Source organism: Nocardiopsis sp. iso_40, from assembly GCF_056173285.1.
The window spans coordinates 4,944,467-4,964,754 of record NZ_CM149666.1; the positions used below are offsets into that span (position 1 = coordinate 4,944,467).

General features: G+C 71.4%; 18 protein-coding genes. 9 read left to right on the forward strand and 9 right to left on the reverse strand.

The window, feature by feature from the left end; genetic code table 11:
- Positions 1-3: 3 nt before the first annotated feature.
- Positions 4-2,223 (reverse strand): ATP-dependent DNA helicase RecG, encoded by a 2,220-nt coding sequence (gene recG, locus AC0VYD_RS21425; RefSeq protein ID WP_475477213.1) that lies wholly within the window; start codon positions 2,221-2,223, stop codon positions 4-6.
- A 730-nt stretch (positions 2,224-2,953) separates the two neighbouring features.
- On the opposite strand from recG, the gene rpmB reads away from it, so the two are divergent.
- Complete coding sequence (rpmB, locus tag AC0VYD_RS21430; RefSeq protein ID WP_073704548.1) at positions 2,954-3,139, forward strand: 50S ribosomal protein L28; 186 nt, start codon at positions 2,954-2,956, stop codon at positions 3,137-3,139.
- A 94-nt stretch (positions 3,140-3,233) separates the two neighbouring features.
- Here rpmB and AC0VYD_RS21435 read toward each other — a convergent pair whose 3' ends face one another.
- Positions 3,234-3,887 (reverse strand): cellulose binding domain-containing protein, encoded by a 654-nt coding sequence (locus AC0VYD_RS21435; protein ID WP_475477214.1) that lies wholly within the window; start codon positions 3,885-3,887, stop codon positions 3,234-3,236.
- Between the two features lie 202 nt (positions 3,888-4,089).
- Entirely contained in the window at positions 4,090-5,085 is a 996-nt protein-coding gene (locus AC0VYD_RS21440) for a thiamine-phosphate kinase (protein ID WP_475477215.1), read from the reverse strand.
- Between the two features lie 152 nt (positions 5,086-5,237).
- Here AC0VYD_RS21440 and AC0VYD_RS21445 point away from each other — a divergent pair, with 152 nt between their 5' ends.
- Both AC0VYD_RS21445 and AC0VYD_RS21450 read left to right on the forward strand, forming a co-directional pair.
- Complete coding sequence (locus AC0VYD_RS21445; RefSeq protein ID WP_452548136.1) at positions 5,238-5,471, forward strand: Lrp/AsnC family transcriptional regulator; 234 nt, start codon at positions 5,238-5,240, stop codon at positions 5,469-5,471.
- 31 nt (positions 5,472-5,502) lie between these two features.
- Positions 5,503-5,964, forward strand: coding sequence for a DUF3515 domain-containing protein (locus AC0VYD_RS21450; RefSeq protein WP_475480333.1), 462 nt, complete (start codon positions 5,503-5,505; stop codon positions 5,962-5,964).
- Positions 5,965-6,085: 121 nt separating this feature from the next.
- Here the strand turns inward: AC0VYD_RS21450 and AC0VYD_RS21455 are convergent, their stop codons facing one another.
- On the reverse strand, positions 6,086-6,853 hold the full coding sequence (locus AC0VYD_RS21455; RefSeq protein ID WP_475477216.1) for a DUF3105 domain-containing protein: 768 nt from the start codon (positions 6,851-6,853) through the stop codon (positions 6,086-6,088).
- A gap of 90 nt (positions 6,854-6,943) precedes the next feature.
- Between AC0VYD_RS21455 and AC0VYD_RS21460 the strand changes: the two genes are divergently transcribed.
- The 6 genes from AC0VYD_RS21460 to AC0VYD_RS21485 all read left to right on the forward strand — a co-directional run bounded on the left by AC0VYD_RS21460 (position 6,944) and on the right by AC0VYD_RS21485 (position 14,985).
- Positions 6,944-7,657, forward strand: a complete 714-nt coding sequence (locus AC0VYD_RS21460; protein WP_475477217.1) for a DUF305 domain-containing protein — start codon at positions 6,944-6,946, stop codon at positions 7,655-7,657.
- 228 nt (positions 7,658-7,885) lie between these two features.
- Positions 7,886-9,331, forward strand: coding sequence for a cytochrome ubiquinol oxidase subunit I (locus tag AC0VYD_RS21465; protein ID WP_475477218.1), 1,446 nt, complete (start codon positions 7,886-7,888; stop codon positions 9,329-9,331).
- A gap of 12 nt (positions 9,332-9,343) precedes the next feature.
- Positions 9,344-10,384: a cytochrome d ubiquinol oxidase subunit II gene (gene cydB, locus AC0VYD_RS21470; RefSeq protein ID WP_475477219.1), complete on the forward strand. Its 1,041-nt coding sequence runs from the start codon at positions 9,344-9,346 to the stop codon at positions 10,382-10,384.
- A gap of 204 nt (positions 10,385-10,588) precedes the next feature.
- Positions 10,589-12,340, forward strand: coding sequence for a thiol reductant ABC exporter subunit CydD (gene cydD / locus AC0VYD_RS21475; protein ID WP_475477220.1), 1,752 nt, complete (start codon positions 10,589-10,591; stop codon positions 12,338-12,340).
- The gene (cydC, locus tag AC0VYD_RS21480) at positions 12,337-14,133 is read left to right on the forward strand and encodes a thiol reductant ABC exporter subunit CydC (RefSeq protein ID WP_475477221.1); all 1,797 of its coding nucleotides are present in this window, start codon (positions 12,337-12,339) and stop codon (positions 14,131-14,133) included. The genes cydD and cydC overlap by 4 nt, the downstream gene beginning before the upstream one ends.
- A gap of 9 nt (positions 14,134-14,142) precedes the next feature.
- Entirely contained in the window at positions 14,143-14,985 is an 843-nt protein-coding gene (locus AC0VYD_RS21485) for an EI24 domain-containing protein (RefSeq protein WP_475477222.1), read from the forward strand.
- 86 nt (positions 14,986-15,071) lie between these two features.
- Here AC0VYD_RS21485 and AC0VYD_RS21490 read toward each other — a convergent pair whose 3' ends face one another.
- The 5 genes from AC0VYD_RS21490 to AC0VYD_RS21510 all read right to left on the reverse strand — a co-directional run bounded on the left by AC0VYD_RS21490 (position 15,072) and on the right by AC0VYD_RS21510 (position 20,113).
- Positions 15,072-15,632, reverse strand: a complete 561-nt coding sequence (locus tag AC0VYD_RS21490) for a Uma2 family endonuclease (RefSeq protein WP_475477223.1) — start codon at positions 15,630-15,632, stop codon at positions 15,072-15,074.
- Positions 15,633-15,825: 193 nt separating this feature from the next.
- The gene (locus AC0VYD_RS21495; protein ID WP_191274237.1) at positions 15,826-16,947 is read right to left on the reverse strand and encodes a D-alanine--D-alanine ligase family protein; all 1,122 of its coding nucleotides are present in this window, start codon (positions 16,945-16,947) and stop codon (positions 15,826-15,828) included.
- A gap of 60 nt (positions 16,948-17,007) precedes the next feature.
- Complete coding sequence (locus AC0VYD_RS21500; protein WP_475477224.1) at positions 17,008-18,225, reverse strand: trans-sulfuration enzyme family protein; 1,218 nt, start codon at positions 18,223-18,225, stop codon at positions 17,008-17,010.
- Positions 18,226-18,236: 11 nt separating this feature from the next.
- Positions 18,237-19,292, reverse strand: coding sequence for an NAD(P)H-dependent glycerol-3-phosphate dehydrogenase (locus tag AC0VYD_RS21505; protein WP_475477225.1), 1,056 nt, complete (start codon positions 19,290-19,292; stop codon positions 18,237-18,239).
- Complete coding sequence (locus AC0VYD_RS21510) at positions 19,289-20,113, reverse strand: lysophospholipid acyltransferase family protein (protein ID WP_475477226.1); 825 nt, start codon at positions 20,111-20,113, stop codon at positions 19,289-19,291. The genes AC0VYD_RS21505 and AC0VYD_RS21510 overlap by 4 nt, the downstream gene beginning before the upstream one ends.
- Positions 20,114-20,288: the final 175 nt, after the last annotated feature.

The following is a 20,288-nucleotide window of genomic DNA, read 5'->3' on the forward strand; positions in this document are numbered from 1 at the left end:
GGTTCAGGTCTTGTCGAGGTACTCCGCCCGTTCCTCGGGCAACAGCGCGGCCAGCGCGTCGGCCAGGGGCGGGTGCCCCTTCAGTTCCGGGTCCCGGGCGACGAGGCGGGTGGCCTCCTCCCGGGCCTGGCCGATGAGCTCCTCGTCCCGGACCAGGGTGAGCATCCGCAGGCTCGAACGCGCCCCGGACTGCGCGTCGCCGAGCACGTCGCCCTCGCGGCGCATCTCCAGGTCGGCACGGGACAGCTCGAACCCGTCCGTGGTCGAGGCCACCGCGGCCAGCCGCTCGCGTGCGGGGGTCCCCTCCTCGGACTCGGTGACCAGCAGGCAGAGACCGGGCAGCCGACCCCGGCCGACCCGGCCGCGCAGCTGGTGCAGCTGCGAGATACCGAACCGGTCGGCGTCCATGACGGCCATGACCGTGGCGTTGGGTACGTCCACACCGACCTCGATGACGGTGGTGGAGACCACCACGTCGGTCCGCCCGGACGAGAGGCGGCCCATCACCGCCTCCTTGTCGTCCGGAGCCATCCGACCGTGCAGGGCCTCCACCCGCACGTCGGCCAGCGGGCCCTCCTTCAACCGGGCGAGCACCTCCAGCACCGCGAGCGGCGGGCGGGCCCCGGGCGACACCTCCTCCGGCGGAGCGTCGACCTCGTCACCGGCCTCTCCCCCGCCGGAGCCCCCGGTGCCGTCGCCGATCCGCGGGCAGACCACGAACGCCTGGCGGCCCTGGCCCACCTCCTCCCGGATCCGCTCCCAGGCGCGGGTGAGGAAGTGCGGTTTCTCGCTGGTGGGGACGATGTGGGTGGCGACGGGGGCGCGCCCCGCGGGCAACTGGGTGAGGGAGACCACGTCCAGGTCGCCGTAGACCGTCATGGCGACCGTCCGCGGGATGGGCGTGGCGGTCATCACCAGCACGTGCGGTCGGCCGTTCCGGGCCTTCTCCCGCAGGGCGTCGCGCTGCTCCACCCCGAAGCGGTGCTGTTCGTCCACCACCACCAGGCCCAGGTCGGCGAAGGACACGTGCTCCTGGAGCAGGGCGTGGGTGCCCACCACGATCCCGGCCTGGCCGGAGGCGGCCTCCAGCAGGGCCTCCCTGCGGGCCGCGGTGTTCATGGAACCGGTCAGCAGGGCGATACGGGTGGCGTTCTCGGCGCCGTCGAGCTGCCCGGCGCGGCCGAGCGCGCCGAGCATCGCGCTGATGGAGCGGTGGTGCTGCTGGGCGAGGACCTCGGTGGGGGCGAGCATGACGGCCTGACCGCCGGAGTCCACCACCCGCAGCATCGCGCGCAGGGCCACCAGGGTCTTGCCCGCGCCCACGTCGCCCTGGAGCAGGCAGTGCATGGGGTGGGTGGCGTCGAGCCGTTCCGCCAGCCGGTCGCCGACCTCGCGCTGGCCCTCGGTGAGGGTGAAGGGGAGCTGGGAGTCGAAGGCGTCGAGGAGGCCGCCGTCCGCGCCGGGGCGGGGGGTCGCGGGCAGCTCCCCGGCCTGCTGGCGGCGCTGGGCGAGGGCGAGCTGCAGGACGAAGGCCTCGTCCCACTTCAGGCGGCGCCGGGCGGTGCCGACCTCGGCCCACTCGGCGGGCCGGTGGATCCTGCGGAGCGCCTCGTGCACACCGAGCAGCCCCTGGTCCGCGCGCAGCTGCGGAGGCAGGGGGTCGGGGATGTCCACGGCGTAGTCCAGGGCGACTCCGACCGAGCGGGCGATCGTGGCGGAGTCCAGGCCCTTGACCGCCGGGTAGACGGGGATGAGCTCGTTCGCGTAGGCGCGGGCGGCCTCGCCCTCGAGGCCGTCGTCGTCGAGGAGCACGTACTCGGGGTGGTCGAGCTGTCGGCGCCCCTTGAAGGTGGAGACCCGTCCGGAGAACATGGCCAGCCGCCCGGGAACCAGGGTGTTCTGGTGGTGGGAGCCCCGGTTGAAGAAGGTCAGGTGCAGGCGGGCGGTACCGTCGGTGACGGTGGCCTCCATCATGTCCATCCGTCGGCGCCCCTGGCGGGCGGGGATGGTGCGCCGCCTGGCGTCCAGCACCTTGGCCTGCACGGTGACGTCCTCCCCCTCCCGCAGGAGGGCGAGGTCGGTGAGTTCGCCCCTGCGGTCGTAGCGGCGCGGGTAGTAGCGCAGCAGATCGCCGAGGGTGTGCAGATCGAGTTTGTCGGCGAGTGCCTTCGCCGTCCTGCCGCCGAGTGGTCCCTTGCGCAGCGGCTCGTCCCAGGTGCTCACTGTGGTTCCCGTCCTGGCCTCGTGCATCGGTCTACGCCACGTTAGACCTCCCGTGCGACGTCCGGGGCCGAACCGGAGCGGGCAGCCGCCCCCTCCCGGCAGGGGGCGGTGGACTGTTCGCCGTTGAGTGTGCACGGGTGTGCGTGCGCGTGAACGGATCCGGCTGCGACGGTGGTTTCGCGGGCGCCGCACTGGTGCAGTTACTATGTGTATGCGATCTGAGACGCCGGGTTTGGTGTCAGTGTTCGGACCCCCTTGCCGCCAGCGCGATGGCCTGGGGCCTCCCGCGCACCTGCGACCACACCCACACGGCCGGATCGTGGGGAAACCGGCCTCCGGAAACGGGCCACACACAGGATGTGTGTCGCCGAACCGGGGCCTGAGCACGCCGGGGATCCAGTGCGCCCAGGACCGTTCGGGGCGTGCGACTGAACGGGACCAACCCCGTCCAGTCCGCAGGAACGGTATACTCGTCAGAGTTCATCGTGTTTTCGCCATGCCTGCGTGGCTGATCTCGATGCTCCGGTGGGTGCGCGAGGCTTCGGCCGCACCGCGTTCCACCGTTGCGCGTACGGGTGCCTCCCAGTGGTCTGATTCCACCTTCGGGCATGTCTGCGTGTACTCTTCCACGGTTGGCGTCTTCGCCAGCCTGCCCGCCCGGCCTCTTCTGGTCGGATGACCTCTCGCGTGCGGCGACGTGCGCGATCCCGAGCACTTGAATGGAGTTACCGTGGCTTCCGTCTGCGACGTCTGCGGCAAGGGACCAGGGTTCGGTAACAGTGTTTCCCACTCGCACCGTCGCACCCGCCGCCGCTGGAACCCCAACATCCAGACCGTTCGCACCCGCGTGGGCGGCACGCCCAAGCGTGTGAACGCGTGCACCTCGTGCATCAAGGCCGGCAAGGTGGCCCGCTAGGGTCTCCCTCCGCTGTCTTCGAAGAGCCCTCCGACTCCGGTCGGGGGGCCTTCTTCGTGTTTCCGGGCCCGTCCTGCGCGGTGAGTAGGCCCTCTCACAGCCGGCAGACGTGCCCGTTGAGGGAGCACCGGACGGGGCTCTGGGCGAGACCGGCCGCGTCGAAGGTGAGGGAGGCCGAGGCTCCGGGTTCGAGTTGGCCCCCGCTCCCGGAGGGGCGGGCCAGGATCCCGTCCTCCAGGGGCTCCCAGTCAGCGTCGCGGACCTCGGTGACCTCGGCGGACTCGAAGGCCAGCGCCAGCTCCCACGTCTCGAGCCGGGTCTGCGAGGTGTTGGTGATGGTGACGCGGCCGGTGAAGCCGACCGAGGTCGTCTCCAGCACCTGGTAGACGACGGTGGTGGGTTCGGTCCCGGCCTGGACCTGCGGCCCGTCGCCGCCCTCCCCGGCGGAGGCGTCCCCGTTCCCGGGCTCCGGGGAGGCGCCGTGGCTGGGTTCGGCGCCGTCCTGGCGGCCGGGGGCCTCCGTCGCGCCGGGGGTGCCGCCGAACTGGAGGTAGATCTGTGTGGTGCTGTAACCGAACAGGAGCAGCCCGAGGATCACCCCGGAGATGATGAGGACGTTGAGCAGTCTGGGGGGTTCGACCCGTTTGGGGACCGTGCTCTCGATGAGTCCGCCGATCCGCCGCAGGGCGCCGGCGTTCTCCGGTTCGCTGCGGTGGGCTCCACGACGAGGGCCGTGCCGACTAGCCATGCCGCCCCATATGCCGCCTCCCGACGCCGCTCCGCTGGCCTTCCTGCGCTCTCACCCGTCGGCTCCCGGATCAGAGGTGGTTCCTCGTGCGGACCTTCGCGGTTCCGCTTTCCAACGAGGCCGGGCGACCGCCCGGTAGGCAGAGCTGGCCGCGTTGGCAAAGCCTAGCGTGATCGCCAAACAGGACAAATCCAAACGGGGCTCACTCCCGCCGGAAATGATCCCACCCACCGCGTTCGACCACGTCCCCGTCCAGTGTGACCGGGTGCTCGGAGTCCTCCTCCGCGCCCCGGGGCGCCTCCGCCACGACCCCCACCGCGTGCCAGTGCTCCGGGAGTCCGGTCTCCGGCGGGAAGGCGGCCGCGAGCGCGTGGTCCTCTCCGCCCGCCGCCATCAGACGGCGGGCGGCCGCCACGGCGTTCCCCGCCGGGGCGCCCAGCACACGGACGGCCTCCAGGAGCGCGGGCTCGGGGCGGAGCGCGTCCGACTCCAGGTCGACACGGACCCCGCTCGCCCGGCAGATGTGCCCCAGGTCCTGGACCAGGCCGTCACTGATGTCGAGCATGGCGGTCGCGCCCAGCACGGCTGCCTCGGGGCCCGCGCCGTAGGGCGGGCTCGGCCTCCGGTGCTCGGACAGGCAGTCCGCGGGGCCGTCGATCCCCCGCTCCAGCAGGGCCAGCCCGGCGGCCGAGAGGCCGAGGTGCCCGGTGTAGGCGACCACGTCCCCCGCCCGGGCGCCGTCGCGGCGTACCGGCGCGCGCCCCTCCAGGTCGCCGAGGGCGGTGACGGCGATGGTCAGGGTGTCCGAACCCACCATGTCGCCGCCGACCACGGCTCCCCCGGCCAGCGCGCACTCCTCGCGTACCCCGGCGGTGAACTCCTCGGCCCAGGCCAGTGGAAGGTCGGCGGGCGCGGCGAAACCGATGAGCAGCCCGGTGGGACGGGCGCCCATGGCCACGACGTCGGCGTAGTTCTGCGCCACGGCGCGGTGCCCGACGTCCCGGGCGGTGGACCACTCCCGTCTGAAGTGGCGGCCCTCGACGAGGAGGTCCGTGGTCGCGACCGTGCGCCCGTCGGGTGCGGCCACGACCGCGGCGTCGTCGCCGGGGCCGAGGATTACATCGTCCGTACTGGGGAATTGGCTCGTCACACGTGTGATCAGAGCGAACTCACCAAGTCCCCCAATGGTGCTCAACACAGAGATCAGGGTACGGTGACGCTCCGGCTCAAGTGGTCCGGACCCGGCGGTCAAGCCCCACGTTCGTCATCCGTTCGTCATCAGCTGTGCCCTTCGGCCGGGGATGCGTTCGCTCGACCTCACACCCGGCACAGCACGAAGGAGAAGACATCATGGTGCAGGCGTACATCCTGATCCAGACCGAGGTCGGCCAGGCGGCGGAGGTCGCGAACCGGATCCGGGGGATCGCTGGGGTCGAGGAGGCACACGACGTCACCGGTCCCTACGATGTGATCGTTCAGGCGAAGGCCGACGACATCGACGCTCTGGGGACTCTGGTGGTGGCCCGGATCCAGCGGCTGGACGGCATCGACCGCACGCTCACCTGCCCCATCGTCAACATCTGAAGCCGACCGGGTCGATGGAGCGGGGTTGACTGTGCGCAAGCGCTACTTCGGGGCGGCTCTGGCCGTCGCCCTGGTGACGGCCGGCTGCGGCGAGCAGACCGTGCGGATACAACCGCCCGAGCCGGACGAGCGGACCGCCGAGCTCTGCGCCTCGCTGGTCGCCGACCTCCCCGACACCCTGCTCGACGCCGAACGCGCGAGTGTGCGGCCCGACTCGGAGCTCACGGCCGCCTGGGGCGACCCGCCCATCGGGCTGCGGTGCGGTGTGCCCCGCCCCGCCTCCCTGCAGATGGACTCGGTCCTGCAGGAGGTCAACGGTGTGGCGTGGTTCTCCCCGCCCGAGGACACCCCCTCCCTGTACACGGTCGTGGAGCGCGAGGCCTACGTCGAGCTCACCGTTCCGCCCTCCTACGGTCCGCCCGCGGCCGCACTCGCCGAGGTGAGCGAACTGGTCGACGAGCACCTGGAAGAGCGCGCCGACAGCGGCCGGTGACCCCGCCGGGGGCTCTTGCGCGCCCCGGACGGACGTGCGGGGCCGGAGGCGGTTCTCCGCCTCCGGCCCCGCTTCCGCGGCCCCGGGGACACCGGGAGGCAGCGGTCCGGACGCCCCGCGCCTACTCCTCGTCCCCGGTTCCGGTGTCCTCGTCGTTGTCAGCGTCCTCGGAGCCGGAGTCCTCGTTCCCGGCCTCCTCGCTGTCCATTTCCGCGCCCTCAAGGGCCTCGGCGTCCTCACCCTGTTCTGCGATCTGGGCCTCGATCTCGGGAGCGGTCTCCTGGATGGCCCCCGAGCAGGCGGCGCCCGGTTCGGGAACGTCGCTGCCGCGCTCGTAGAACCGCACGTAGCGGGCCAGTTCCTCGTCGTCGGCGCTCTCCGCGGTGATCTGGCGGCCCCAGCTGGAGGCGACGATCGGCGCGGGCATCTCCCCGTCGTAGGGGCTGACGACCAGGTAGTCGCCGGGGTTGTAGAAGTCCTCCAGCGCCTCCACCTCCTCCTCGGGCAGCTCCGGGTCGTAGGTGATCCAGACCGCGCCGTGCTCCAGGGCGTGGACCGCGAACTCCGGCATCAGCGTGTCCGCGTAGACACCGCAGTTCTGCCAGCTGCTCCAGTGCTGGCCGCCGACCGGCGGGGACTGGGCGTAGTCGACGCGCTGTCCCGTCTGGACGTGGTTGTACTCGTCGATGGCGTACTCCTGCACGCCCTGGATGTTGCGGGAGCGGAACTCCATGAAGATCGCGGTTCCCAGAAGACCCAGGACCGCGGCGGCGGCTACGCTGATCCCGGTGATCTTGAGGGCTTTGGCGCGACGTTCCTTCTTCCGCTGCTCCTCGCGCAGCGCGGCGGCGCGAGCGCGGCGCTCCTCCGCCTTCGACTTCTTGGCCACTGGGTCTCCTGGGGATGGATGTGGTCGAATAGGACTTTCCTACCCTCTACTTTGGCACCAGAGTTGTGCGATTTGACCAAGGTGGTTCCGATGGGGCATGTGACCGGCCCGGCGTCCGCGGACGCCGACGGCACCGAAGAAGCGTCGAACGAGGACGGGCCGGACGGCCACGAGGAGTCCCCCCCGGACGGTGGGGGCGCCGCCGCGCGGCAGCGCACCGTCCCCCTCTGGATGGCCGCGACCCTGGTCGTGCTGGCGCTGGTCGGCGGCTTCCTCGTGGGCCGCCCGTCCTATCCGCTCGACACCGGGGCCGACGCCGGCTTCCTGCGCGACATGAGCGCGCACCACGCCCAGGCCGTGGACATGTCGCTGATCATCATCGACAAGACCGAGGACGTCGAGCTGCACACGGTGGCCACGGACATGGCCAGGACCCAGCAGGCCCAGATCGGGATGATGCAGGGCTGGCTGGCCGCGTGGGGGCTGAACTCGCGCTCGGCCGAACCCCCGATGGCCTGGATGGAGGGCCACGAGCACGGCGGCGGCGAGGGGGAGGTCCCCGAGACCATGCCGGGGCTGGCCACCAGCGAGCAGCTCGTGGAGCTGAACGAGGCCGAGGGGGTGGAGGCCGAGGTGCTCTTCCTCGAACTGATGATCGCCCACCACATCGGCGGGGTCGAGATGGCCGAGGCCGAGGTGGACCTCGGCAACGAGGAACTCGTCACAAACCTCGCCCAGGGGATGATCGACGCCCAGCTGTCCGAGGTCGAGAACATGGAGCGCATGATCGAGCTCCGCGAGTAGGACAGAAACGGCTCCACCTGCGAAGACGTCGAGTCTGGCGAAGACGCGGCACCGAGGCGGCGCATCCCCGTTCCGGGGGTGCGCCGCTTTTGCGTGCGGTCCCCGGCGCAGTGACCGCGCCGTCCGGACCCCCTCGGGCCGCCGGTACCCGGGGGGCGCCCTCCATTACGACGGCAAGTAGCACTACAGTTCGTAGTACTACCGGCAGTCGGTACCTGAGAGGCGGGCATGGAAGCTCTTGACCTGGCGAGGTGGCAGTTCGGGGTCACCACGATCTACCACTTCCTCTTCGTCCCACTGACGATCGGCCTGTCCTTCATCGTGGCCGTGCTCCAGACCTTCTGGTACCGCACCGGACGGCACGAGTACCTCCAGGCCACCCAGTTCTTCGGCAAGCTGTTCCTGATCAACTTCGCCATGGGCGTGGTCACCGGGATCGTGCAGGAATTCCAGTTCGGCATGAACTGGAGCGAGTACTCGCGCTTCGTCGGCGACGTCTTCGGGGCGCCCCTGGCCATGGAGGCCCTCCTGGCCTTCTTCCTGGAGTCCACCTTCATCGGACTGTGGATCTTCGGCTGGCACCGGCTGCCACGCGGCGTCCACCTGGCCTGCATCTGGGTGGTCGCCGTCGGCACCAACCTGTCGGCCTACTTCATCCTGGCCGCCAACGCCTGGATGCGCCGCCCGGTGGGCTACGACGTCAACCCCGAGACCGGCCGAGCCGAGCTCAACGACATCTGGGCCGTACTCAGCAACGACCAGGCCTGGTCCACCTACCTGCACACCGTCTCCGCCGCCTTCGTCACCGCCGGGCTCTTCGTGGTGGCGGTCAGCGCCTACAAGCTGTGGCGCAACACCAGGCACGACGACACCGGCGAGGCCGGCGTCACCCCGCCCGGGCGGGACTTCGCACTGTTCCGCTCCACCCTCAGGACCGGCCTGGTCATCACCCTGGCCGCCGGGGCCCTCACCGTCTTCTCCGGCGACCACCAGGCCAAGCTCGCAGCCGAGTACGAGCCCATGAAGCTCGCCGCCGCCGAGGCCCTGTGGGACACCGAGGAGGGCGCCGCCTTCTCCGCCTTCGCCGTCGGCGACACCGAGGCGCGCCACAACCCCATCGACGTCACCGTCCCCAACGTCCTCAGCTTCCTGGCCACCGGCACCTTCGACGGCGAGGTGCACGGTATGAACAACCTCCAGGAGGCCTACGAGGAGTACTACGGGCCCGGCGACTACATGCCCAACGTGTTCGTCGTGTACTGGTCCTTCCGGCTGATGATGGGGCTCGGGATGTTCGGGATCGCCGTCGCCGCCGTAGGCCTGTGGTGCACCCGCGGACGCGGGCGGATGCCCGGGAGCCGGTGGTTCTACTACGCGGCCGTCGCCGCGCTGCCCGCCGCGCTGGCCGCCAACATCTTCGGTTGGGTGCTCACCGAGATGGGCCGCCAGCCCTGGACGGTCCACGGCGAGCTGCTCACCGCCGCCAGCGTCTCCCCCGGGGTCAGCCTCGGAACGGTCGCCATGAGCCTGGGCCTGTTCACCGCCGTGTACGGACTGCTGTTCGTCGTCGAGGTCGGCCTGCTCTGGAAGTACATCAAGAAGGGGCCCGCACACGTCGTTCCCGACCTGGAGAACGACGAGGACGAGTCCCGGATCCCGCACTTCAGCTACTAGGAGCCAACGACCATGGAACTGGCCGTCATCTGGTTCGTCGCCATCGCCGTCCTGTGGACCGGCTTCTTCCTCCTGGAGGGGTTCGACTTCGGGGTCGGGGTCCTCATGCCCTTCATGGGCAGGCGCCACTCCGTGGACCGCCGCGTGGCCATCAACGCCATCGGGCCGGTCTGGGACGCCAACGAGGTGTGGATGATCACCGCCGTCGGCGCCATGTTCGCCGCGTTTCCCGCCTGGTACGCGTCCGTGTTCAGCGGGTTCTACGTGCCGGTGTTCCTCGTCCTGATCGCGCTCATCGTGCGCGGGGTGGCGTTCGAGTACCGCCACAAGCGCGACAGCGACCGGTGGCGGGACTGGTGGGACAGGGCGATCTTCTTCGGCAGCGCCGTGCCCGCCTTCCTGTGGGGGCTGATCTTCGCCAACCTCGTCCGGGGCGTGGCCATGGACGCCGACCACATCGTCACCGCGTCCCCGCTCGACCTGCTCAACCCGCACGCCCTGCTCGGCGGGGTGACCACCCTGGCGCTGTTCACCCTGCACGGCGCCGTCTTCCTGACCCTCAAGACCGACGGGCCGGTCCGGGTCCGCGCACGCAGGGCCGCCCTGGGCGCCGCCTGCGTCGCGGTCCCCGCCGTGACCGCCTTCCTGCTGTGGACCCAGTCCGCGCACGGCGCCCCGTGGACCCTGCCGCTCACCCTGACCGCCGTCGCGACCCTGGTGGGCGGGGTCGCGGCGGCCCGCTTCCGCCGTGAGGGGTGGTCCTTCCTCGCCACCGCGGCGACCATCGTGCTCACGTTCGCCACGCTGCTCGGTTCGCTGTTCCCGAACGTGCTCCCGTCCACCACCGACCCGGCGTTCAGCCTGACCGTCGCCAACGCCTCCTCGGCGGACTACACGCTCACCCTGATGACCTGGGTCGCGGTGGTGTTCCTGCCGCTGGTGCTGGGCTACCAGGGCTGGAGCTACTGGGTGTTCCGCCAGCGGGTCACCGGCGAACAGATCACCCGCTCCACCGTCACCACGGGCGGGGAGGAGCAGGAGCGGGCCGCCTGAGCCCGCTCCCTCCTCCGGGACCCGCGCCCCCTGCCTCCCGAATCGCCCCGGGAGACGGGGGGTGCGGCGTTCCCCGCGCGCTCCCCGGGATACTGGGCCGACCCGCACCGTGTCCCGCGTCCCCCGCATCCGCCGCGCCGGAGCCCCCTTCGGAACCGAACCCCGAGGGCCCGGTCGAGTCCCGACGCCACGAGGTACCCGCACATGAAACCGCTCGATCCGCGCCTGGTGCGCACCGCAGACGCGGTCCGCACACACCTGGCCGTCACCGTCGTCAGCGGCGTGCTGATCACCGGCCTGATCCTCACCCAGGCCTGGCTGCTCGCCCGGGTCATCACCGGGGCGTGGGCCGGGGAGGGCATGGAGGTCCTCGGCTGGATGATCGCCGCGGTGGCCGCCGTCGCCCTCGCCCGCGCCCTGCTGTCCTACCTCGCCGAGGCCTCGGCACTGCACAGCGCCGCCCGCACCAAGTCGCAGCTGCGCCGCAGGCTGGTCGCGCACGTGACCGGTTCGGGCAAGGTGTGGCTGGCCGAGGGCGGCGACCGCGAGGACGGGGCGCCCAGGGCAGGTGAACTCGTCACCCTGGCCACCCGCGGCCTGGACGCCCTCGACGAGTACTTCTCCCGCTACCTGCCCCAGCTGGTACTGGCGTGCATCGTGCCGTTCGCGGTGCTGGCGGTGGTCTTCTGGGCGGACTGGATCTCCGGGATCGTCATCCTGGTGACCCTGCCGCTCATCCCGGTCTTCATGGCGCTGATCGGGATGCACACCCAGCAGCGCACCGAACGCCAGTGGCGGCTGCTGAGCCGGCTGGGCGGGCACTTCCTCGACGTCGTGGAGGGGCTGCCGACCCTGGCGGTCTTCCGCCGGGCCAAGGCACAGGCCGCCATCATCCGCGAAGTCGGCGAGGACCACCGCAAGGCGACCATGGGCACGCTGCGGATCGCCTTCCTGTCGGCCTTCGCCCTGGAACTGCTCGCCACCCTGGCGGTGGCGCTGGTCGCCGTCGAGGTGGGTCTGCGTCTGCTGGGCGGGCACATGGACTACCAGACCGCCCTCCTGGTGCTGATCCTCGCACCCGAGGCCTACCTGCCGCTGCGTGAAGTGGGTGCTCGCTTCCACGCGAGCATGGAGGGCGTGGCCGCGGCCGACCAGGTCTTCACCGAGCTGGACCGCAGACGGGACACGGCCGGGCCCGGCGGAGCGGGGGACGAGGCGGCCGGTCGGGCCCCGGCCCCGACCGGCACCCCCTCCCCCGCCGCGGCGGGCGACATCCGGTTCGAGGGGGTCGGCCTGCTCTACCCGGGCCGCGACGTCCCCGCCCTGTCCGGGCTGGACCTGACCGTGCGAGCCGGGGAACACCTGCTGCTCACCGGGCCGAGCGGTTCCGGAAAGACCACCCTGCTCTCCCTGCTGCTGCGGCTCGGCGAACCCACCGAGGGCCGGATCAGCGTGCGGGCTCCCGGCGGTGAGTGGACCCCCCTCGATCGGCTGCCCGCCGACGACTGGCGGCTCGGCATCGCCTGGGTACCGCAGCACCCCTACCTGTTCGACGTCTCCGTCGCCGACAACATCCGGCTGGGCGCCCCCGACGCCGGCATGGAGCGGGTCCGGGAGGCGGCCCGGCTGGCCGAGGCGGACGGATTCGTGTCCGCTCTCCCCGACGGCTACGGCACACGCCTGGGTGAGCGGGGTGCGCGGCTGTCCGCCGGGCAGCGGCAGCGGATCGCGCTGGCCCGGGCGATGTGCCGGGACGCACCGCTGGTCCTGCTCGACGAACCCACCGCGCACCTGGACCCGGAGAACGCGAAGGCGGTGCGCACCGCCGTGACCCGCCTGTTGGAAGGGCGCACCGCCGTGATCGTCGCCCACGACACCGGCTGGGCCGAGTCCGTGCTCGGCGAGAACCCGCGGACCGCCGCACTGCCGCTACTGACCCGGGAGGCGCGCCGATGAACGCCGCAACGACCGGGACCGGAGGGGACCCGACCGCCATGACCGGTGGGTTCGAGGTGCACGAGCGGGAGCGGCGCAAGGACCCGCTGCGCCGGATGATCGGGCTGGCCCGGCCCCGAGGGGGCCGGTTCGCGCTGGGCGTGCTGCTCGGCGCCGCCGCCACCGGTTCGGGTGTGGCCCTGCTCGGCGTCGCCGCCTGGATGCTGGCCACCGCAGCCGACCACCCCTCCATCACCGCGCTGAGCGTGGCGGTGGTCGCCACTCGTGCCCTGGGGGTCAGCAAGGGTGTGACCCGCTACCTGGAGCGGCTGGTCACCCACGACGCCGCCTTCCGCACCCTCGCCGAGGTCCGGGTCCGGGTGTACGAGCGGCTGGCCGGGACCGAACCGTTCGGCCGCTTCCGCTCCGGCGACCTGGTCTCCCGTCTGGTCAACGACACCGAGGCCACCCTCGACCTGTTGGTGCGCGGGCTGGCACCGCCGCTGGTGTCGGTGGTCACCGGCGGCGCGACCGTCCTGTTCCTGACCGCGGTGTACGCGCCCGGCGGCCTGCTGCTCGCGGCGGGCCTGCTGCTCGCCGGGTTCGCGGTACCGCTGGCCGCGGCCGCCCTGGGCACCGGGCCGGGCCGCCGGGAGGCCGTGGCGCGCGGCAGGCTCTCCACCACCCTGGTCGACACCCTCCAGGGCGCACCGGACCTGGTCGCCTACGGGGCCATGGAGCGCCAGGTGGCCCGGGTGTACGAGGCCGACACCGAACTCACCCGGGTGGCGGCGCGCGACGCCGCGACCCTGGGGCTGAGCGCCGGGGCGAACGCGCTCATCACCGGCCTGACCGTGTGGGGCGCGCTGTTCCTGGGCGTGCTCGCCGTGTCCGGGGGCTCGATCGGTCCGACCGCGCTGGCGGTCCTGGTGCTGACCACCCTCGCCGCCTTCGAGATCGTCGCCCCGCTGCCCGCCGTCGCGGCCAGGCTGGGGGCGATCCGGGCCAGCGGGGAGCGGTTGTTCGGGGTGCTGGACACCCCTGCGTCGGTGTCGGCGCCCGCCCGGTCCGGCCTGGAGATCGACCCGGAGGCCGACACCACGGTGCGGATCCGCGACCTCCGGGTGCGGTACGGGCCCGAGGAGCCGTGGGCGCTGGACGGAGTGGACCTGGAGATCCCCGCCGGGGCGACCGTCGCGGTGGTCGGGCCGAGCGGTGCGGGCAAGAGCACGCTCGCCTCGGTCCTGCTGCGCTTCCGCGACCCGGACGGCGGCCGGGTGGAGATCGGCGGCACCGACGTCACCGACCACCCGGCCGACGAGGTACGGCGTGTGGTGTCCGGGGTTCCGCAGGACCCGCACGTGTTCGCGTCCACGCTCCGGGAGAACCTGCGGTTGGCCGGGCCGGGGGCCGGGGACGACGAACTGTGGGCGGCGCTGCGCAGGGCGCGGCTGGCCGGGGAGGTCGAGGCGATGCCCAGGGGCCTGGACACCCAGGTGGGTTCGCACGGCCTGGGGCTGAGCGGCGGGATGCGTCAGCGGCTGGCGCTGGCCAGGGCGGTGCTGGCGGGGCCGCGCGTGCTGGTGCTGGACGAGCCGACCGCGCACCTGGACCCGGACACGCGCGACGGGGTGGTCGCCGACCTGCTCGCCGCCGCCCGGGGGTTCTCCACCCTGCTCATCACCCACGACCTCACCGGCCTGGACCGGGTGGACCGGATCTACGTGGTCCGCGAGGGGAGGGTGCTGCAGTCGGGGACGTACGAGGAGCTCATCACGGAGGCCGGGTGGTTCCGCTCGGTCTCCGAGCGCTAGGGTTCGGACGTGAGTTCGGTGAATGAGGTCTTCGGTGGTTTCGGTGTCCTGCTGCGCGGTCTGGGCATCGTGCTGCGCAAACCGCGCCTGTTCCTGTTGGGTGCGCTGCCCGCGCTGATCACGTCGCTGCTGTTCCTGGCGGCGCTGATCACCCTGGCGGTGAACCTGGCGGACCTGGTGGCGTGGGCGACGCCGTTCGCCCGGGACTGGGACGCCATCTGGCAGGGGCTGCTGCGCGGCGCCCTGTCCGTGGCGCTGCTGGCCGGGTCGGTCCTGGTCATGGTGGTGGCGTTCACGACGGTGACCCTGACCCTGGGGGCTCCGATCTACGACAGGATCGCCGAACTGGTCGAGCAGGAGCTCGGCGGTGCGCCCGAGGCAGCGGAGGAGACGCTGATGGCCTCGATGGCCCGAGCGGTGCGCCAGTCGGTGGTGATCGTGCTGGTCTCCCTGACGGTGACGGTCTGCGCGTTCCTGATCGGGCTCGTCCCGCTGGTCGGCTGGATCGCCGGCCCGGTGCTGACCGCGGTGATGGGCGGCTGGCTGCTGGGGATCGAGCTGACGGCGCCCGCCTTCGACCGGCGCGGCCTGCTGCGCATCCGCGACCGCCGCCGCTTCATGGGCACCCGCCGTATGCGGACGCTGGGCTTCGCGGTGCCGACCTACTTCCTGCTGGCGATCCCGTTCGTGGCTGTGGCGGTGTTCCCGGCGGCGACGGCGGGCGGCACCATCCTCGCCCGGGAGCTGCTCCCCGGGGCTCCCGAGGGGCACCAGCCGCCCCAGGGGCACCTCCACCCGCGCCAGACACCGCCTCAGGCTCCGCGGGGACTCCAGGGGCCGTCGCCAGCCTAAGGAGCTCGCGGAGGACCGACGCCGAGGGGCGGACGACCGCGCGGTCGTCCGCCCCTTCCGCTGTTCGAGTAAACGCGGCCGCCCGCTCAAGAGAAGGAGAGCAACAGGTCGGTGACCTCAAGGCGCAGATCGAAGGGCGTCGGGATCTGTACTGATCCGCTCCGAAGGGCGCGGGTGACCTCTTGGTACTCATCTCCCTCTGGCTGACGGAACAGGGCGACCTCGTCCTGCTTCGAGTCAATCACCAGGTAGAGGGGAACCCCAGCCTGTGCGTAGCCCTTCGCCTTGTCGGTCCAGTCGTGGTGCGCGCTACTGGGCGAGACGACCTCGACGACCAACTCCACCTCTTCGGCAGGGCGAATCCAGGACGGCCCGTCCCAGTCTTTCCCCCTGGCCAGAGCAGTCGGCAGAACCACCAGATCGGGCACGTAGCGATCACCGGTCTTGGCGATCTCCAGAGTGATCATCTGCAACGCACGTAGGCCCTTGGCCCTGAGCCCGACCTCCAGGAGCGACTCGTGGACTTCAGTGACGATGTCGGCATGCCTGACTGTGGGCGTCGGCGACACGGTGATGCTCCCGTTGATGATTTCCACGCGGTAACCATCTGGGAGTTCGAGACTTTCGGCCAGAGTGTGGAGATCCATGGTCGGCTCATCCGTCCGCTCTTGCACAGCACACGTCATCGGGGGCTCCCTGAGGTATCCAGAACGTTTCTGAGCGTAGCGAGAGCACATCCCCAGCGTACGCCTTTTGACATGGGATCCCCAGGAAACACCGTGGGCGGACGACCGCGCGGTCGTCCGCCCCTCGCGGGTTCGGTGGTGCCGGTTCCGCCGGTCAGCGCAGCCCGGGGTCGCGGCGCAGGGCGGTGGTGATCATCCGCTCCACGAGCGTCGCGTAGTCCACCCCGGTGGCCCCCCACATCTGTGGGAAGGCCGAGGCCGGGGTGAAGCCGGGCATCGTGTTCAGCTCGTTGACGAGGATCCGGCCGTCCTCGGTGTAGAAGAAGTCCACCCGGGCCAGACCCTCGCAGCCCATGGCCTCGAACACGTCCGCGGCCATCCTCCGCAGCCGCCCGGTGGCCTCCTCCGGGATCTCGGCCGGGATGGTGAGGCTGCTCGTGGACAGGTACTTGGCCTCGAAGTCGTAGAAGTCGAAGCCCTCCGCCACGTGCACCTCGGCCGGCAGGGAGACGTCGGGGGTGCCGCCGTCCTCCGCCTCCAGGACTCCGCACTCGATCTCGCGGCCCACGACCTGCGCCTCGACCAGGACCTTGGGGTCGTGCTCGCGGGCGGCCTCGACCGCGGCGATCACGGCGTCGGTGTCGGAGGAGTCCTTCACCCTGCTGATGCCGACGCTGCTCCCGGCGCGGGCGGGCTTGACGAACACCGTCGCGCCCAGCTCCGCGACGTCGTCCAACAGCCTCTTGCGCTCGTTGCGCCAGGTGCGCTCGGTGATGGCGACGAAGTCGCTGGTGGGGATGCCGTTGCCGACCAGGAGGGCCTTCATGAAGATCTTGTCCATGGCCGCGGCGCTGGAGAAGACCCCGGCGCCCGCGTAGCGCACGCCCATCATCTCGAACAGGCCCTGGATGGTGCCGTCCTCGCCGAAGGGGCCGTGCAGCAGCGGCAGCACGACGTCCACCTCGGCCAGGCGCCGGGGGCCCTGCTCCGGGGCCACCGTCATGAGCTGGCCGGCCGAGTCGAAGGGCAGCACCAGGTCGGTGCCGTCCTCGGAGACGGTCGGCAGGGCCTTGGTCGCCGCGTCGATGCGCAGGCTCTCGGGGTCACCCGAGGTCAGTACCCAGTTGCCGGTGGGGGTGATCCCGACCGGAACGACCTCGTAACGGTCCTGGTCGATGACGGACAGGACGCTGCCCGCGGTGACGCAGGAGATCTCGTGTTCGGAACTGCGTCCGCCGAATACGACGGCGACCCGAATCTTGCGCTGCTCGGACATGCTGCCTGACCCTATCTCGCCTACTGATGGAACCGGTACGGGGCGAAAAACACCCGTGTGTCACTTTCTCCCGTCGAGCGCCGCGAGGGCGTCGTCGATGAGGTCCCGGGGGTCCTCCAGGCCGACGGAGAACCGTACCGCGCCCGGGGAGATGCCCGCGGCCGCCAGTTCGGCGTCGTCCATGTTCCGGTGCGAGGTGGAGGCCACGTGCCCGGCCAGCGTGTGCGTGCCCCCGAGGGAGGCGGCGATGGTGGCCACCCTGAGCCGGTCGGCGAAGGCCATGCCCTCGTCGACGCCGCCACGCGGGTGGACGGTGACGACCGCTCCGTAGCGCCCCTGGTCGAAGAGCTTGCCCGCGAGCTCGTGCTCCGGGTGCGAGGCCAGCGACGGGTGGTCGACCCGCTCCACGAGGGGGTGTTCCGCAAGTGCCGCGGCGAAGGCCGCCGCGGTCTCGCACTGGCGCTGGACGCGCAGCGGCAGCGTCTCCAGGCCGCGGTGCAGCAGGTAGGCCTCGTCCGGGGCCAGGCACGGGCCCAGGTCGATCCGGGCCGAGCGGATCCGGTCGATCAGGTCGGGGGAGGCCACCGCCACACCGCCGGTGGTGTCGCTGTGCCCGCCCAGGTACTTGGTGGCGGAGTGCACCACGACGTCGGCGCCGAACTCCAGGGGGCGGCAGACCGCCGGGGAGGCGAACGTGGAGTCCACCACCAGGGCGGCGCCCGCCTCCCGGGAGATCTGCGCCAGCCCGGGCAGGTCCGACACGGTCATGGCGGGGTTGGACAGCGTCTCGGTGAAGACCACGCGCGTCTGCGGGCCGACCGCGGCGCGCACCGCGTCCAGGTCGGTGATGTCCACGAAGTCGGTGCGCACGCCGAACCGGCGCATCAGCCGGTCCAGCAGCGAGTACGTGTTGCCGTAGATGGAACGGGAGGCCACCACGTGCGATCCGGCCTCGGTGAGCGCCAGCAGCACGGTGCTGATCGCGGCCATGCCGGAGGCGAAGGACTGGCCGCGCACCCGGTCGGGGAGCCCTGCGCCCTCCAGTGCCGCGACCGCGTCCGCGAAGGCGTCCACGGTGGGGTTGTCGATACGGGCGTAGGAGTAACCGCTCCGGGCACCGGCCAGTACGTCCGCGAAACCCTGGGAGGTGTCGAAGGCGTAGGTGGTGGACCGGTGGACGGGCATCCGCATGGGGCGTTCGGCGGGAACCGGCGCCTCCGGGAGGGAGACCGCCCTGGTGTGCTCGCCCGCGCTCCCGGGACCAGGTGTGTGTGACATCGTGCTCGCTCTCAGACCCCGTAGCGCTCCGGTTTGGTGCTGCGTGACATGAACGCCACCAGCGCCTGGGCCGGGGTCAGGTCGTGGTGCATCATCTTGACGACGGACTCGGTGATCGGCATGTCGACCCCGTTTGCCCACCCGAGTTCGAGGATCGACTCGGAGGACTTGACCCCCTCGGCCGTCTGCTTGGTCTCCGCGACGACCTGTTCGAGAGTCTTGCCCGCGCCCAGTTTCTCACCGAAGGTCCGGTTCCGCGACAGCGGGGAGGAGCATGTCGCCACGAGGTCACCCATCCCGGCCAGGCCGGACAGGGTGTGCTCGTCCGCACCGAGGGTGACCGCGAGGCGGGTCGTCTCGGCCAGTCCGCGGGTGATCAGCGAGGCCTTGGTGTTGTCGCCGAAGCCCATACCCTCGGCCACACCGACCGCCAGGCCGATCACGTTCTTCATCGCGCCGCCGATCTCCACCCCCACGAGGTCGGTGCTGGTGTAGGGGCGGAAGTACGCCGACCGGAAGAGGTCCTGGAGCAGAACCGCGGTCTCCTCGTGCGGGCAGGCCACCACGGCGGTGGCCGGCTGGCGCTCGGCGATCTCCCGGGCCAGGTTGGGCCCGGACACCACGGCGATCTGCTCCTCGGGGAAGTCCAGGACCTCACCGACGACCTGGCTCATCCGCATGAGGCTGCCCAGCTCGACGCCCTTCATGAGGCTGACGACCACCGCGTCGGAGGGGATGTGGGGGCGCCAGGCCGCCAGGTTCTCCCGCAGGGACTGCGAGGGGACCGCGAGCACCACGACCCGGGCGCCGGACAGCGCCTCGGCCGGGTCCGTGGTGGCACGCAGCCCCTCGTTGAGCGTGACCCCCGGGAAGTAGTCCGGGTTCTCCGAACTCTCGTTGATCGCGTCGACCACCGAGGCGCGGCGGCCCCACAGGACCACCTCGGTCCTGTGTCCCTCCGCCGTTCGCAGGTCCGCCGCGTCAGCGACGATGTTGGCGAACGTGGTCCCCCAGGACCCGCTGCCCAGTACCGCGACCTTCACTTCAGCGCCCATCTGGTCGGTCATGCCCCCGTGTTGTTCTTCCCGTTGTCGCCTTCGGTCCCGGCGTTCTCCGGCCGGCCGTCCTGCTCCTCCAGGGCGCGTTCGGACCGCTTGGCCTCCGCGGCCTGCTGGCGGGCCCTCTTGAGGTCGAAGGGCTCGGCCGGCGGCTGCTCGCCGCGGATCCCGGCCTGGAGGGCGGTGATGTCGGCCATGATCGCCTTGGTCGCGTCCTCCAGGACGGTCGCGGTGAGCGGCTGGTCCCGGAAGGCGGACAGGTCCACCGGCGGGCCCGCGCTGAACTGGATCCGCTTGCGCGGGAAGAGGCTGGGCTTCTTGGACCCGTAGGGCAGCAGGTTCTGCTCGCCCCAGTGCGCGACCGGGACGACCGGCACCCCCGTGGTCAGGGCCAAGCGCGCCACACCGTTCTTGGCGGTCATCGGCCAGAGCTCGGGGTCACGGGTGCAGGTGCCCTCGGGGTAGAAGATCACCGAGGAGCCGTCCCGGGTGAGCGCCTTCTCGGCCTCGCCCAGCGCCTTGACCGCGTCGGCGCTGCCGCGCTTGATCGGGATCTGCCCGGTGCTCCTGGCCACCGACCGGACCACGGGGATCTTCATGACCGCGTCCTTCATCGTGAAGGTCGGCCAGCGGCGCGCTCCGATGTAGAGGAAGTGCGCGACGGTCAGGGGGTCGGTCACCGACAGGTGGTTCGCCGCGATGATGACCCCGCCCCGGGCGGGCACGTTCTCCGTGCCCTTCCACTCGGGCTTGGTCACCATCCACAGGACGAACCGGACGATCCGGGACACGATCCACTGGACCCATCGCGATTCTCGTTGCTTGGCCACGGGACTCCTCACTTCTCGCTCCCGGCCCGGTCGGGACCACGGAAGCACAACCGACTCAGTTTAGGGTGCACTCCGCACGTGCGCTGATGCGCCGGGGGTGCGCCCGGGGCGGCCCCGGTCCGCCACACCCAGGGCGCCCGCGCCGCGCCGTACCCCCAACGCCTACCCTCGTCAC